The organism is Algibacter sp. (assembly GCF_039977455.1).
In the GTDB taxonomy this organism is placed as follows: Bacteria; Bacteroidota; Bacteroidia; order Flavobacteriales; family Flavobacteriaceae; genus Algibacter_B.
Genome location: NZ_JBDWDG010000007.1, coordinates 96,107 through 110,282, shown reverse-complemented (window position 1 = coordinate 110,282; position 14,176 = coordinate 96,107). Strand labels below are relative to the sequence as shown.

Here is a 14,176-nt window from a genome sequence, read left to right as displayed (position 1 = left end):
TTTAAAATAGCTGCCTTTATTTTTTATTCAATCTTTTAGGTTAAAAACTCTAATTATTCTTTAATAAATTGTCGAGATAAAGTTCCTTTATTAGTGCGTATAGTGGCAATATAAAGACCTGATTGAAATTGTGAAACAGATATTGAGTTTAAATTGCTTTTATGGACCACTCTTCCACTTATATCAGTCAATATAATCGATTTTACAATCACATCATTATTAAACTTGAAGTTTAAATTATTTTGAACCGGATTAGGAAATAAAGAAACATCTTCTTTAGAGATTTTATTCTCTGAAACGTTTAAATTACTAGATAATAAAACTTCTTTTAATTCTGATGATTGATTACCTACAACAGAAGTAATGTCAAATTTTGAATACCTAAACACCAAATTAGTATTAGTGGCATCATAATAATAAAACGATGTTTGCAGCATATTCCCCACGGGAAAACCGCCAACAGTTAATGTTACACTTTGATCAATTTTTAACCTAGTCACTTCTCCGCTAAATGCTCCTGTTCCAACATCATTTATTGATAAATTGCCATAAGCATCAACTACTGTTGTTAAGGTTCCAGAAAACGCACCAGATTCGCCACCGTAACTAAAAGTGCCAGAAACATTATCTCCTCCATTTCCCGTTTCCAAAGGAAATGTGCCTAATAAACCATTATCTGAATAATTTAAACTTAAACCCGAAGATTCTAATCCTGTTAAAGACAACTCGTTAGTTTCATTTTTAATATAAACTTTAGATTCACCTGGAGGATCTACAGAAGCATTAGTCATTAAAACTGAAGTTGTACCAGGAAAAGCCATTTCAGTAGTGCTACCAACTGCTACAGATTCAACACTATCTTGAGTTGTTGCTCCTGTAGGTGTTACAGTAAAATTCCAACTCGTGGAACCCGAAGAGGTTTGGTCAATGGTACCTGATACTATTGAATAATTGGAATCCAAAGCACTTTCATAATTTTCTATAGGTGTTTGCGAATAACTATAAAAAGTTATAAATGTGACTATTACAAGTAATTTTAGTTTCATAGTTAATATTTTATCAATAAAATTAGTAAAAACTACTTACCGCATGACGAGAAAATATGTCATTACAAAGATTAAAAATTACAATCACGCATAATTAACCTTTAATTACATAATTTTAAAAACCTCTAATCTAATATTTTGCATCCATATAAGGCTATGAATATTAAAACTAAGCGCATTGAATCTATAGATATTTTAAGAGGTCTAGTTATGATTATTATGGCTTTAGACCATGTTAGAGACTATTTTCATTATGGCTCTTTTTTTAGCGACCCAATGAACTTAGATACAACAACACCTTTTTTATTCTTTACACGATTTATTACACATTATTGCGCCCCTGTTTTTATTTTTCTGGCTGGCACTTCCGCATTTTTATATGGAAGTAAAAAAACTAAAAATCAGTTATTCAAGTTTTTATTAACACGAGGCATTTGGTTAGTTATTTTAGCCTTAATAGTAAATAATTTTTTATGGAAGTTTGATATTACCTATAGCTTTGTTATCCTGCAAGTTATTTGGGCTATTGGCCTATGCATGATGTTATTAGCCTTCACTATTTACTTGCCTTTTAAAGCTGTTCTAGCATTAGGAATTACACTAATAGCAGGGCATAATTTATTAGACGGCATCACTTTTCAAGACACTAGCTTTACATCTGTTTTATGGTATATTTTACACCAGCAACAGTTTTTAGTAATTAACAATACTCTAGTTGCCTTTGCATATCCTATTACCCCATGGTTCGGACTAATGACCTTAGGCTATTGCTTAGGAATACTATACAAACCTGACTATAAACCAAAACTTAGAAAAAAATATCTAGTAGGTATTGGACTCTCATCAATTGTTTTGTTTTTCCTTATTAGAGGTGTAAATGTTTATGGGGATTTAGTGCCATGGGTTGTACAAGATACACCAACTAAAACCGTATTAGCATTTTTTAAAGTAACAAAATACCCACCGTCCTTGGTATATCTTTTAATAACTATCGGACCTGCTTTAATATTTCTAAATGTAATAGAAAACACTAAAAATAAAATAACTGATTTCTTTTTGGTTTTTGGTCGTGTACCGCTATTTTACTATTTCATGCATATTTTGGTTATACACGTACTTGCAATAGTAGGTATATTACTTTTTGGAGGAAATTGGCAAGACATGATTTTAACAAAAGAGGTATTCCAGAATGCGAAACTAATAAATTATGGTTATTCGCTCTTCGTAGTTTATATGGTTTGGATTTTTGTTATTACTCTACTTTATTATCCTTCTAAAAATTATATGATATATAAGGCTAATAATAAACACAAATGGTGGTTGAGCTATTTATAATTTAAAAATTAAGGATGAATCGAAAACAAGAAGGGTTAAAAAGAGGAGTTGGCGTATTAGGGCTATCTGCAAACATAATTAACATTATTGTTGGATCTGGTATTTTTGTATTACCTGCCGTTGTGGCAAGTTATATGGGAGCTTCTAGCATAATAGCCTACTTATTTTGCGGTTTATTAATGGCTATGATTATGCTTTGTTTTGCAGAAGTTGGAAGTAAAGTCACAAATACAGGCGGACCTTATACATACATAGAAACAGCATTTGGTGATTATGCAGGATTTATTGCTGGCATTTTTGCCATTGGAAGCAACTTATTTGCCGATGCTGCTGTTTCAAATGCATTAGTAAATATTATAGGATCTGCTTACCCCATATTTGCAGAGGGTTGGCCACGTTTCTTGTTTTTATTTATTCTTTTTTATGGCATGGTGTTTATTAATGTTATTGGTTTAAAACAAGGTATTGGCCTAGTAAAATTTAATACCATGATTAAACTTATACCTCTACTTCTTCTAATCATAATTGGTTTTAAGGATGTTTCTTTTAGCAATTTATATATTGAAAACATGCCGAGTATGAAAACACTAGGCGAAACATCTCTTATTTTATTTTTTGCATTTCAAGGTTGTGAAACAGGTATTATTGTTGGTGGCGAGGTTATTAACCCTAAACAAACCATACCGAGAGGTATTTTAATCAGTTTATCTGTTGTTGTAATTCTTTATGTTTTAATACAAACCGTTTCTCAAGGTGTTTTAGGCGCCGACTTACCCAATTTTAAAGCAGCTCCTCTTGCAGAAACCGCTAAGGTAGTTATGGGCTCCTTTGGCTACACCCTTTTAATTATTGGAGCGGTGGTTTCTATGTTTGGTTATATGAGTGGCACAATCCTTAATAGCCCTAGAATAGTTTATGCTCTTTCTAGAGACAACGTTATTCCTTTAAAGGCTTTATCGAAAATCCATAAATCTTTCGCTACGCCTTATATAGCTATTATTGCTTATGCCACTATTGGTTTTATTTTAGCCATTTCGGGGAGTTTTGAACAATTAGCGGTCATTGCGAGCAGCTCCATGTTATTGCTTTATTTAGGAGTTGCTTTAACCGTAATTAAATTACGTAAATCTCAAAAAGACCTGGATGATGGATTTAAAATCCCTGGTGGTTTCCTCGTTCCTGTATTAGCCATAGGAATTATTATTTACTTTTTATCAAACCTTGGAAAAAACGAAATAATAGTCACCGCTCTATTTATAGTCCTATTATCTATAGTATTTTTATTAATAAAGTCTCAGCAAAAGCGAAAGGCCTAAATATCATTTTTTTATTTTACCACTAAAAACATTTACCTTCGAATTAAATGGGTTTCCGGAGGCGCGGCGTAACATAACAATTTGCCCGCAATGCCATAACGCATCTTCTATCGGGCCATTTATAATATTCCAAAACGGAATCTCGGAATTTTCAAGATTGTATGGTGTAGTTGTATCTCTCAAAACATCGGACACCAATTTTAAATTAATTAACGTTTGTTTTCGTTGGTCTTTAAAACTAAGCTCCGCTTTATTAGTATCTTTATTGTCCAACAAGATGCTATTTCTTATAAGTTTTGAAAGCTCATAAATATGCTTAATAGTTTCAGAAGAAGTTCTTCCAGAAACGCTAGCCTTATGCCTTAAATCATCGATTCGCAATCCTTCGGTTGCCCAAAAATAGCGAAACCCTAAACCATCAATTGTTCTAGCCGCTACTGTTCCTGCAGTATATTCTTCTGGATTATCTGAAATTTCATAAAATGGAAGTTCCTCATTAGTTTGCGCCATAAAAATAGTAGTAAAAAGTAGACTGAATGTTAAAAGTGGTATTCTCATAATCCTAAACTAAAAACTAAAGTATTAGTTTTTTATTGATGTTTTGTTCGAGATAGGATTTACACCATACTTATCAAATAAATACACTAAAGATGTCATTGTAGCCGCTCCTAGTTCTAGTTCCCGTTTATTTATGGCGTCAAAAGTATCGTTACTAGCATGATGATGATCAAAATAACGTTGAGAATCTGGACGTAATCCTGCAAGTACATTTGACTCTGTTTTTAAAGGGCCAACATCTGCACCACTACCTCCTTTTTCAAAGTAATGAATAAGGTAAGGTTTAAAAAGTTGTTGCCAGCTTAATACTTGATTAAAAGCCGCGTCGTTACAATCGAAACTAAAACCACGAGGTGTAAACCCTCCTGCATCACTCTCTAATGCAAAAATATGGTTCTCGTTTTTCTGTTTGGCAACCTCAGCATATTTATTACCCCCTCGCAATCCGTTTTCTTCATTCATAAATAACACGACACGAATACTGCGTTTTGGTGTTATTCCTGATTCTTTTAACAATCTTAAGACATCCATAGATTGCACTACACCTGCCCCATCATCATGAGAACCATCACCTAAATCCCAAGAATCTAAATGTCCGCCTACAACTATATATTCATTTGGAAATTCACTTCCTGTAATTTCACCAACTACATTATAGGATTGTACATCTTTAAGTTGTTTACAATTCTGTTTAAAATAAAACTGGGTGGATTTATCAAGCTTTAACATGGTACTTAATAACTCGGCATCATTTGTACTAATGGCTGCGGAAGGAATGCGTTTATCGACTGGTAAATCGTTATAAGTCATACTACCAGTATGCGGTAAATCGTCCATTCGTAAATTCATAGAACGAACAATTACACCAACAGCTCCATATTTTATGGCTTCTACAGCACCACGGTATCGTTGATTGACACAACCACCATAAGCATCGAAAGTTTGAATTAAATCAACTTGCATAGGACGATTATAAAATACTATTTTCCCCTCTACTTCTTCTGAACCTAAAGCTTTTAACTCTTCGAAATTTTGTACTTCCACAACTTCAGCCTTTAGCCCTAAAGCTGGTGTTGCTATAGAGCCTCCAAGGGCACAAATATTTACATTGGTAGTTTTTCCTGATTCGGTTTCAATAAATGCAAATTCCTTTCCTCCTCGCACCCATTTTGGAACCATTACAGGTTGTAACCAAACTTTATCTAATCCTAATTTCTCTAGTTCTTCTTTAGTATAAAGCACAGCGCGCTCTGCACCTAACGATCCTGATAACCGACTTCCAATTTGATTGGATAAATGGTTTAACCAATCGTAACTTTTTCCGTTTGTTAAAGATTGTGTATATATGTTTTTTAAAACCTCGGCGTCGGTTTGAGAAAAACTAATTGAAGTACTTATAAATATTAAAATTAGAAGTATTCTTTTCATGGTATTATTTTTTTGTATAAAGATACTATTTCTTAAAAATCAGGAATTAAACAAGAACATAAATTTGTGTTAATACCTTTATTAAAGCACCAAAAACCTTACTCTTTACTTAGCTCTTCCTTATACATTTCGATATTTGCTTTAACCTCATCGTCTAATTCAGGTTCTTTAATATCAGTGTATGTGCTTAAGGTATCGTACATGATTTTTGCAATAATATATCGTGCCGAAGATTTATCATCAGCCGGAATTGCATACCAAGGTGCGTGCGGCTTAGATGTTCTGTTAATAGCATCTTCATAACACGTTTGGTAGTTGTCCCATAATTTGCGTTCATCTAAATCGCTAGTTGAGAATTTCCAGTTTTTTTCTTGCTTATTAAGGCGGCGTAAAAGTCTATTTTTCTGTTCTTCCTTAGAAAGGTTTAAAAAGAATTTAAAAATTAGCGTGCCATTTTCTGCTATGTGTTTTTCGAAGTTATTTATTTGCTCGAAACGTTTGTCCCAAAAGGTATCGTTAATATCATCTATAGAATTTATTCCTGGTATATTTTCTCCCATAACATAACCTGGGTGAACTCTTGTAACTAGAACATTTTCGTAATGGGTTCTATTAAAAACTCCAAATTTTCCGCGAGCAGGAAGGGCTATATAATGACGCCACAAATAATCGTGTTTTAACTCTAAATGAGTTGGTACCTTAAAACTATGTACCACAACGCCTCTTGCATTAAAGTCTTTGAATACTTCGCGAATTAAACTATCTTTTCCTGCAGTATCCATACCTTGGATACAAACTAAAACAGCATATTTTCCATGGGCGTATAATGTGTCTTGAAGTTTACCTAGTTTTTTTCTAACTTTTCTAAGTTTTTTTTCGGCATCTTCAATTTCAACTTTTGTTACCGATTTATTTAAACTTATGGTTGATGTTACTTTGTATTGATCTACTTCCATGATTCCTGTTTTAAAAAATTATTTAGATGCAAATAGCTTCACATCTTGTTCACTTACTTCGCTTCCGCCAAGGATTATTAAACGCTCTATAACGTTTCGAAGCTCTCTAATATTACCCGTCCAATCGTACTCTTGAAGCAGTTTTACAGCCTTTTCTGAAAAACCTTTTTTGACAGTTCCCTGCTCACTAGCTATTTTACTAGAAAAATGATTTACTAATAACGGAATATCCTCTCGCCTATCGTTTAAAGCAGGAACCTTTATTAAAATTACGGCTAATCTATGGTATAAATCTTCACGAAATCGGCCTTCTTCAATTTCCTTTTTTAAATTCTTATTGGTTGCCGCCACTACGCGAACATCGACTTTAATATCTTTATCACTACCCACACGTTGCACTCTACTTTCCTGTAATGCTCGTAACACTTTAGCTTGAGCAGAAAGACTCATATCCCCTATTTCATCAAGAAAAATTGTACCTCCATTGGCAGCTTCAAATTTTCCTGCACGGTCTTTATTAGCACTTGTAAACGCTCCTTTTACATGACCAAATAATTCGCTTTCAATTAACTCGCTTGGAATAGCTGCACAATTAACCTCTATTAAATTCCCTTTTGATCGTGTGCTCTTTTCGTGTAACCAATGCGCCACCAATTCTTTTCCTGTTCCGTTAGGTCCTGTAATTAAAACACGAGCATCAGTTGGAGCAACTTTATCGATTATGTTTTTAATTTGAGAAATGGCATCACTTTCGCCAATCATCTCATATTTTTTACTAACCTTTTTCTTAAGAATTTTGTTTTCTACAACAAGCTCTTTCCTATCTAAAGCATTGCGTACCGTATTTAATAATCGATTTAAATCTGGCGGTTTTGATATATAATCAAAAGCTCCTAAACGCATTGTATTTACTGCTGTATCTAAATCGCCATGGCCAGAAATCATGACTATTGGAATTTCTGGTTTTATTTTTTTAACTGCTTCTAAAACCTCAACACCATCCATTTTTGGCATTTTGATATCGCATAATATTAAATCGAAGTCTTCGTTTTTTATTTTTTCAACCCCCAATAAACCATCTTCTGCTTCATCTACTTTGTAAGCTTCGTTTTCTTCTGAAAGAATTTTTACAAGCACGCGTCTAATTGCTGCTTCATCTTCAATTACTAAAATTTTTGACATACTTAAATTTTAAATTTTAATCCTGTTCTTAAATAAAATGCGTTTAACGAGTTAAATTTAAAAACTTCATCTCTATTTTTATTACGTAATACATTATTTAACCTAAATGTATATCCCGTATACATATAAGCTACTAAATGTTTTGTAAAGCAATATTCATACCCAAATCCTCCAATAGCTACAGATAATGAAATATGCTCTGCTTTCTCTCCATTTATTAGAGTGGTATCTTGAAGGTGTGCTAGGTATCCATCTAAGCCCACAAAAACCTGCATATTGTTTCGTTGGTTAAACGTGTATTTTAAATTAGACTTCGGCACACCCGCATTAAAACTCCAATTGTCATTTATTGGTCTAAAATAACTTATAAACGGTAAAGGAAAAGGGATTCCTGTTGTAGCGTTATATGTTAAACCTAAAATTAAGCGATACGGACGTTTTAAATTGTGGTCTTTTATTTTATCATTTATAAAAAACACACCGCCGTTAAAAAAATAATCCTCAGCACTTAATGGTTCTGATAAAGTTGAAGCAATACGGGGGTTAATTTTCACACCAAACCGCCAACTTTCATTCCATTTAAAAGTGTAACCTACGTTTAAGTCGATTACATGAATTTTATTTAAGCTAGAAACATCAAAATTATACCCATCTTCTAAATTAAGTAAAATACGATTATACTCTGCCCCTAGTATTAAATAATTGTTTTCCTTAACTTTAATGGGGAAATTTAAAAGTACTTTTAGTCTTGTGTATTGGTCTTCGGAATTACTTTGAGGAATGAAAGAATATTCTAAACGTGCTAAGTCTGTAAGCTGTGCATGACAAAATTGACAACAGGCAAAAACGCCTAAAATAAACACATATTTTACGACATTTTTAAATCTATTTTTGAATATAATTATCTTGATTTTGTATTATTCTTTTTTATTAAAAATATGAACATCTCTTTGTGGAAATGGTATAGTTATATTATGCGCTCTAAATAATCTGTCAATTTCAAATCTAATTTCACTTTGTGGAATACGCGCATTAAAGCTATCATTAATAGTAAAGGATATCTTAAACTCTAAAGCGCTATCCCCAAAATTCGTGAACAATACAGTTGGTTCAGGAAATTCAAGGACTTCTTTTTGTTTTTTGACCGCCTCTAACAGCAACTGCTTAACTAACTGTACATCGCTTCCATAAGCCACACCTACAACCACATTCTCTCGTGTTGAAATTCCATTTTGCGTCCAATTATACAAGCTATTCGTTAAATATAAATGATTTGGAATTATAAGTACTTTATTATCAATAGTTGTAGCCCTTGTGGTTCTTAATTTAATTTCTTCAACTCTACCTATTTTTCCTTCTAACTCAATTATATCGCCAACATGAACAGTTTGATCTACAAGTATAAATATACCCGAAATAATATCTTGAAATAAGGTTTGAAGCGCTAAACCAATACCTATCATTAAGGCTGCCGAGGCTGCAAAAACTGCCGTTACATTAACACCTAAGCTATTTAAAGTTATTAATAAAATAATGAGGTATACCAACCAACTAAAATACCCATAAACCACATTAAATTTCCCTTTATTTTCACTAGGTAAATTTCTAGTAATTATTTTTAAAACGACTTTAAGCAATAACGTTGTAATAAAGATTACCGTTATAACAACAATAACATCCTTAATTGAAACACTTATATCGTTACTAAAATCAAAATGTAGATTTAAAAATTCAGAAATATTCTCCCAAATTGAGCTTTCTGTAATGGTGTCTTCTATTTTATCTATGGTTTGACTCATTTTAATACTTAATCCATTTAATTAATTCCTTATAACTTGGTTTTTTCCCATACATTAAAATACCTACTCGATAAATTTTTGCAGCAAACCAAACGGTAAACATAAATGTGCCTATTAATATTATCAAAGATACTATTTGTTGCCAAACTGGAACTCCAAAAGGAATACGCATAAGCATGACTACCGGCGATGTGAATGGTATAAATGAAAAAACGGTAGACACTGTACCGTGAGGATCTTCAATAACAGTAAATATCCCAATATAAACAGCCAAAATTAGTGGCATTAATATAGGCAACATAAATTGTTGGGTGTCCGTTTCATTATCAACCGCTGCTCCAATAGCCGCATATAACGAACTATAAAGTAAATAACCGCCAATAAAAAACATAATAAAGGCCATAATTAAGTTAAGCAATGGTAAGTGAAAAAATGCCGAAACAATATTTTGAATTTGGTTATTAATTTCTGGACTTTCCATAGCTTGTTCCATAATTTGCTGCTGTGGCGTTTGCATTTGTGCCATGTCTATACCTAACACAAAAGACGCTACCGTCATTAATAATGCACCAAAAATAATCCAAATTACAAACTGTGTTATTCCTGCTAAGGAGGTTCCTATAATTTTCCCTAGCATAAGTTGTACTGGCTTAACTGAAGAAATAATGACCTCAATAATTCTGCTCGTTTTTTCTTCTATCACACTACGCATAATCATGTTGCCATAAATAATGATAAACATAAATAGTAAATAACCGGCTGCACCTCCAAAAATCAATTTCACAACACTATCTACTTTCGATGTTTTTTCACCTTTAAAGCTTTCTTGATTTATTTCAATTTGTACTTTTGAACCCTCTAGCTTTTCAACATCAATACCTTCTTTTATTCTATTTTGAAGGGTTAATTCGGTTTGAATTTTATTTTCAATTTCTGAAATTAATGTAATAGAAGGCGACTCTTCTGAATAAAACGTTACGTTTTTAGATTTTATTGGTCCTTCTGAATCCCTAGAAATATATAACAGCCCGTAGCCTTCTGATTCTTGCACCAAAGCCTTAGCCTCGTCTACCGACATGCCTTTTAAATTATTATAAGACGTGTGTTCGGTGCTTTTAAACACCTTACTAACTAAGCCTGAATCATCTAAAATAGATACTACCTTTACTTTATCGTTATTTAATTGCGTTAAATAACCAACAACAGCTATAAACGTAATAAATATTAACGGACTCAAAAACGTCATAATAATAAACGATTTGTTTTTAACCTTAGTTAAATATTCTCGTTTTATAATAAGTGGCAAATGGTTCATACAATTAACTATTATTTACAGCTTGAATAAATATATCGTTTACACTAGGGATAAGCTCTACAAAATGAGACACCTCGCCTTTTTGGGTTAAATAATTTAATAAATCATTTGGGTTTTCGTCATGATTTAATTTGATATTTAACTTTAATTCATCTTCCAAGGTTTTAAAATTAGCCTTTGAAACACTAAACTTTTCAGAAATTTCTTTTTCTAAATCTAGTTGATTGGTTGACCTAATTCCTACCTCGAAGGTATTGATCTTAAATTTCCGTTTTACATCAACCAATTTACCATCCAGTATTTTATTCGATTTATGAATTAATGCAATATCATCACACAGTTCTTCAACCGACTCCATTCTATGGGTGGAAAATATTACAGTTGCTCCGTTTTCACGCAATCTTAAAATTTCATCCTTAATTAAATTGGCATTTATAGGATCGAAGCCTGAAAATGGCTCATCGAAAATTAAAAGTTTAGGCTCATGCAATACCGTAACCACGAATTGTATTTTTTGAGCCATACCTTTTGATAGTTCTTGGATTTTTTTATTCCACCAATCGCCAATTTCTAATCGTTCAAACCAGTATTTTAAACGCTTTTTAGCTTCAGCCTTACTTAAACCTTTTAATTGTGCTAGGTAAATAGCTTGCTCACCTACTTTCATGGATTTATATAAACCGCGTTCTTCTGGCAAATAGCCAATATCCATTATATGTTTTTGAGAAAGTGGATCGCCATCTAAAATTACAGAACCAGAATCTGGCATTGTTATTTGGTTTACAATACGTATTAGCGTTGTTTTTCCTGCCCCATTAGGTCCTAAAAGCCCAAATATGCTTCCTTTAGGTATGGATACCGATACCTCGTTTAAAGCTTTAAAGTCACCAAAATACTTAGAAACATTATTGACTTCAAGTAAGTTATTCATGTTATTTATAATTGAATAATAAAAAGTAAATATATTAAATGTTGTATTAGAAGCTTGATGCTTTTAGTAATAATTATGATTATAATAGCTAAATGTTTGGGAATTGCATGAAACCCCTTGCTACTAAAATTTGATTAATTAAACTTACATTTTTTAAAAAGCTTAACAAGCTATAAACAAGGATATTACTAAAAAAACAAAACCCACCCTCAATAAAATTAAGGATGGGAAAAAAATTGCTATGAAAAAGAAAAATTACCACTAAAATAAATTAGTGATAATCAAATATAGTTTTTTTTTCAATACAAATACTAAACAATACTCAAAATAACTTATAAAATTCTAAGGATACACCAAGTTTTTATTATAAAATCTTAAAATTTTCAAACAAAAAAAATCCGCTTTTAAGCGGATTTTTTTTTATCATAGTATAACTTTTTTTTTAAGAAAACATATCTTTTACTTTCTCGAAAAATGATTTATCTGAGCTTTCTGGTTTTGGCGAAAAATGCTCATCATCTTGCATAGCCTCGAAAAAATCTTTTTGTTGTTTGTTCAACGTTTTTGGCGTCCATACATTAACATGTACTAATAAATCTCCTTTGCCATAACCGTTTATGCTAGGAATCCCTTTTCCGCGTAAGCGTAAAATTTTACCCGACTGCACACCAGCTTCAACTTTAATACGTACTTTTCCTGTTACGGTATCTATTTCCTTTGATGTTCCTAAAACAGCATCTGGGAAACTTACATACAAATCGTAATGTAAATTATCGCCTTCACGTTGTAATTTAGTATGTGCTTCTTCTTCAATAACAACAATTAAATCTCCAGAAACCCCATTTCCAGGTGCTTCATTACCCTTACCAGAAACTTTAAGTTGCATACCATCAACAACACCTGCAGGTATTTTAATTGATACGGTTTCTTCGGCAACTTTTAATCCTTGCGCATCTGCATCATTAGGTTTTTTATCAATAGTTTGTCCTGCACCGCCACAAACATTACATGGGGCAGAGGTTTGCATTCTTCCTAAAATAGTATTAGCAATTCGAGTTACTTGTCCAGTACCATGACATGTAGAACATGTTTTATACGTAGTACCTGGCGCTTGAACTTTACGTTTTACTTTAATTTTTTTATCAACTCCAGTTGCTATTTCTTCTAAAGTTAATTTTACGCGAATACGTAGGTTACTCCCTTTAACTCGACGTTGACCACCGCCACCGCCAAAGCCTGAGAAACCACCACCTCCGCCACCGAAGATATCACCAAACTGACTAAATATGTCATCCATATTCATGCCGCCGCCAAATCCGCCGCCACCGCCGCCATTCTCGAAGGCTTGGTGTCCGTATTGGTCGTAACGTGCTTTTTTGTTTTCGTCGCTTAATATTTCGTATGCTTCGGCTGCTTCTTTAAACTTAGCTTCCGCTCCTTTATCATCAGGGTTTTTATCAGGGTGAAATTCAATCGCTTTTTTCCTGTAAGCCTTTTTAATTTCGGCTGCAGTTGCCCCTTTATTTATACCTAATACTTCGTAAAAATCTCTTTTAGCCATTCCTATTCCTACCCTTCCAAAAAGGAAGGACATTTTTTAATTAATAATTCTTTTTATTGCCCTATAACTACTTTTGGAAAACGAATTACTTTTTCTCCTAGAAGGTATCCTTTTTCAACTATATCTATAATTTTACCCTTCATATCTTCAGAAGGTGCAGGTATTTGCGTTATAGCTTCATGGTTATCGGCATTAAAAACATCGCCTTTATTAACTTCCATAGGCTTTAAACCTTTTTGCTCTAGCGTTTTTACTAATTTTTGATAAATTAATAAAACACCTTTACGTAACTCTTCAGCTTCCTTATCGTCTTCAATATGTGTTAAGGCACGTTCAAAATCATCCAAAACGGGCAATAAGGTTTTCATAACACCTTCACTTGCAGTAGAAAATAATTCAATACGTTCTTTAGCAGTTCGTCTTTTATAATTTTCAAACTCTGCAAATAATCTTAAAAACTTATCTTTCTCTTGCTTTACTTCAGCTTCAAGTTTCTCTTCATTGCTAAGTTCTTCTTCAACTTGCTCTTCAACCTGTGCTTCTACCTCAACCGCTTGCTCCTGAGTAGATTCTACTTGTTCCTTTTCTATATCGTTATTTTCTTTATTACTCATTGTAAATTCAATTTTTTCAATCTTAAATTTAAGTTGACAAAAGTACTGCCATTATTATAAAAATGTCATAATGTCATTAAAATAATTATAATTTTTTTTTTGATTGGTATTGTCTAATTTTACAACATAAACAAT

Annotated in this window: 13 protein-coding genes; 2 read left to right on the top strand and 11 right to left on the bottom strand. The window is 32.6% G+C overall.

Annotation, left to right across the window (positions count from 1 at the left end; translation table 11 throughout):
* Nucleotides 1-53: 53 nt before the first annotated feature.
* Nucleotides 54-1,046: a T9SS type A sorting domain-containing protein gene (locus ABJM36_RS01715; RefSeq protein ID WP_348448513.1), complete on the bottom strand. Its 993-nt coding sequence runs from the start codon at nt 1,044-1,046 to the stop codon at nt 54-56.
* 156 nt (nt 1,047-1,202) lie between these two features.
* Here ABJM36_RS01715 and ABJM36_RS01710 point away from each other — a divergent pair, with 156 nt between their 5' ends.
* Together ABJM36_RS01710 and ABJM36_RS01705 are read left to right on the top strand one after the other, a co-directional pair.
* Complete coding sequence (locus ABJM36_RS01710) at nt 1,203-2,381, top strand: heparan-alpha-glucosaminide N-acetyltransferase domain-containing protein (protein WP_348448511.1); 1,179 nt, start codon at nt 1,203-1,205, stop codon at nt 2,379-2,381.
* A gap of 14 nt (nt 2,382-2,395) precedes the next feature.
* Nucleotides 2,396-3,697 carry an APC family permease gene (locus ABJM36_RS01705; RefSeq protein WP_348448509.1) on the top strand — a complete coding sequence of 434 codons (1,302 nt, stop codon included), beginning with the start codon at nt 2,396-2,398 and terminating at the stop codon, nt 3,695-3,697.
* Between the two features lie 3 nt (nt 3,698-3,700).
* Here the strand turns inward: ABJM36_RS01705 and ABJM36_RS01700 are convergent, their stop codons facing one another.
* The 10 genes from ABJM36_RS01700 to ABJM36_RS01655 form a co-directional block, all read right to left on the bottom strand.
* Nucleotides 3,701-4,207, bottom strand: a complete 507-nt coding sequence (locus tag ABJM36_RS01700) for a hypothetical protein (RefSeq protein ID WP_348448507.1) — start codon at nt 4,205-4,207, stop codon at nt 3,701-3,703.
* 72 nt (nt 4,208-4,279) lie between these two features.
* Nucleotides 4,280-5,683 (bottom strand): M20/M25/M40 family metallo-hydrolase, encoded by a 1,404-nt coding sequence (locus tag ABJM36_RS01695; RefSeq protein WP_348448505.1) that lies wholly within the window; start codon nt 5,681-5,683, stop codon nt 4,280-4,282.
* Between the two features lie 98 nt (nt 5,684-5,781).
* Complete coding sequence (locus ABJM36_RS01690) at nt 5,782-6,639, bottom strand: PPK2 family polyphosphate kinase (RefSeq protein ID WP_348448503.1); 858 nt, start codon at nt 6,637-6,639, stop codon at nt 5,782-5,784.
* A gap of 18 nt (nt 6,640-6,657) precedes the next feature.
* Nucleotides 6,658-7,821 (bottom strand): sigma-54 dependent transcriptional regulator, encoded by a 1,164-nt coding sequence (locus tag ABJM36_RS01685; protein ID WP_348448501.1) that lies wholly within the window; start codon nt 7,819-7,821, stop codon nt 6,658-6,660.
* A 2-nt stretch (nt 7,822-7,823) separates the two neighbouring features.
* On the bottom strand, nt 7,824-8,684 hold the full coding sequence (locus tag ABJM36_RS01680; protein WP_348448499.1) for a DUF6268 family outer membrane beta-barrel protein: 861 nt from the start codon (nt 8,682-8,684) through the stop codon (nt 7,824-7,826).
* Between the two features lie 54 nt (nt 8,685-8,738).
* On the bottom strand, nt 8,739-9,620 hold the full coding sequence (locus tag ABJM36_RS01675) for a mechanosensitive ion channel domain-containing protein (RefSeq protein ID WP_348448497.1): 882 nt from the start codon (nt 9,618-9,620) through the stop codon (nt 8,739-8,741).
* Nucleotide 9,621: 1 nt separating this feature from the next.
* Nucleotides 9,622-10,935, bottom strand: coding sequence for an ABC transporter permease (locus ABJM36_RS01670; RefSeq protein ID WP_348448495.1), 1,314 nt, complete (start codon nt 10,933-10,935; stop codon nt 9,622-9,624).
* 4 nt (nt 10,936-10,939) lie between these two features.
* On the bottom strand, nt 10,940-11,866 hold the full coding sequence (locus tag ABJM36_RS01665) for an ABC transporter ATP-binding protein (protein ID WP_348448493.1): 927 nt from the start codon (nt 11,864-11,866) through the stop codon (nt 10,940-10,942).
* A 442-nt stretch (nt 11,867-12,308) separates the two neighbouring features.
* Nucleotides 12,309-13,427, bottom strand: coding sequence for a molecular chaperone DnaJ (gene dnaJ, locus ABJM36_RS01660; RefSeq protein WP_348448609.1), 1,119 nt, complete (start codon nt 13,425-13,427; stop codon nt 12,309-12,311).
* A gap of 53 nt (nt 13,428-13,480) precedes the next feature.
* Entirely contained in the window at nt 13,481-14,041 is a 561-nt protein-coding gene (locus tag ABJM36_RS01655) for a nucleotide exchange factor GrpE (protein ID WP_348448491.1), read from the bottom strand.
* Nucleotides 14,042-14,176 lie beyond the last annotated feature (135 nt).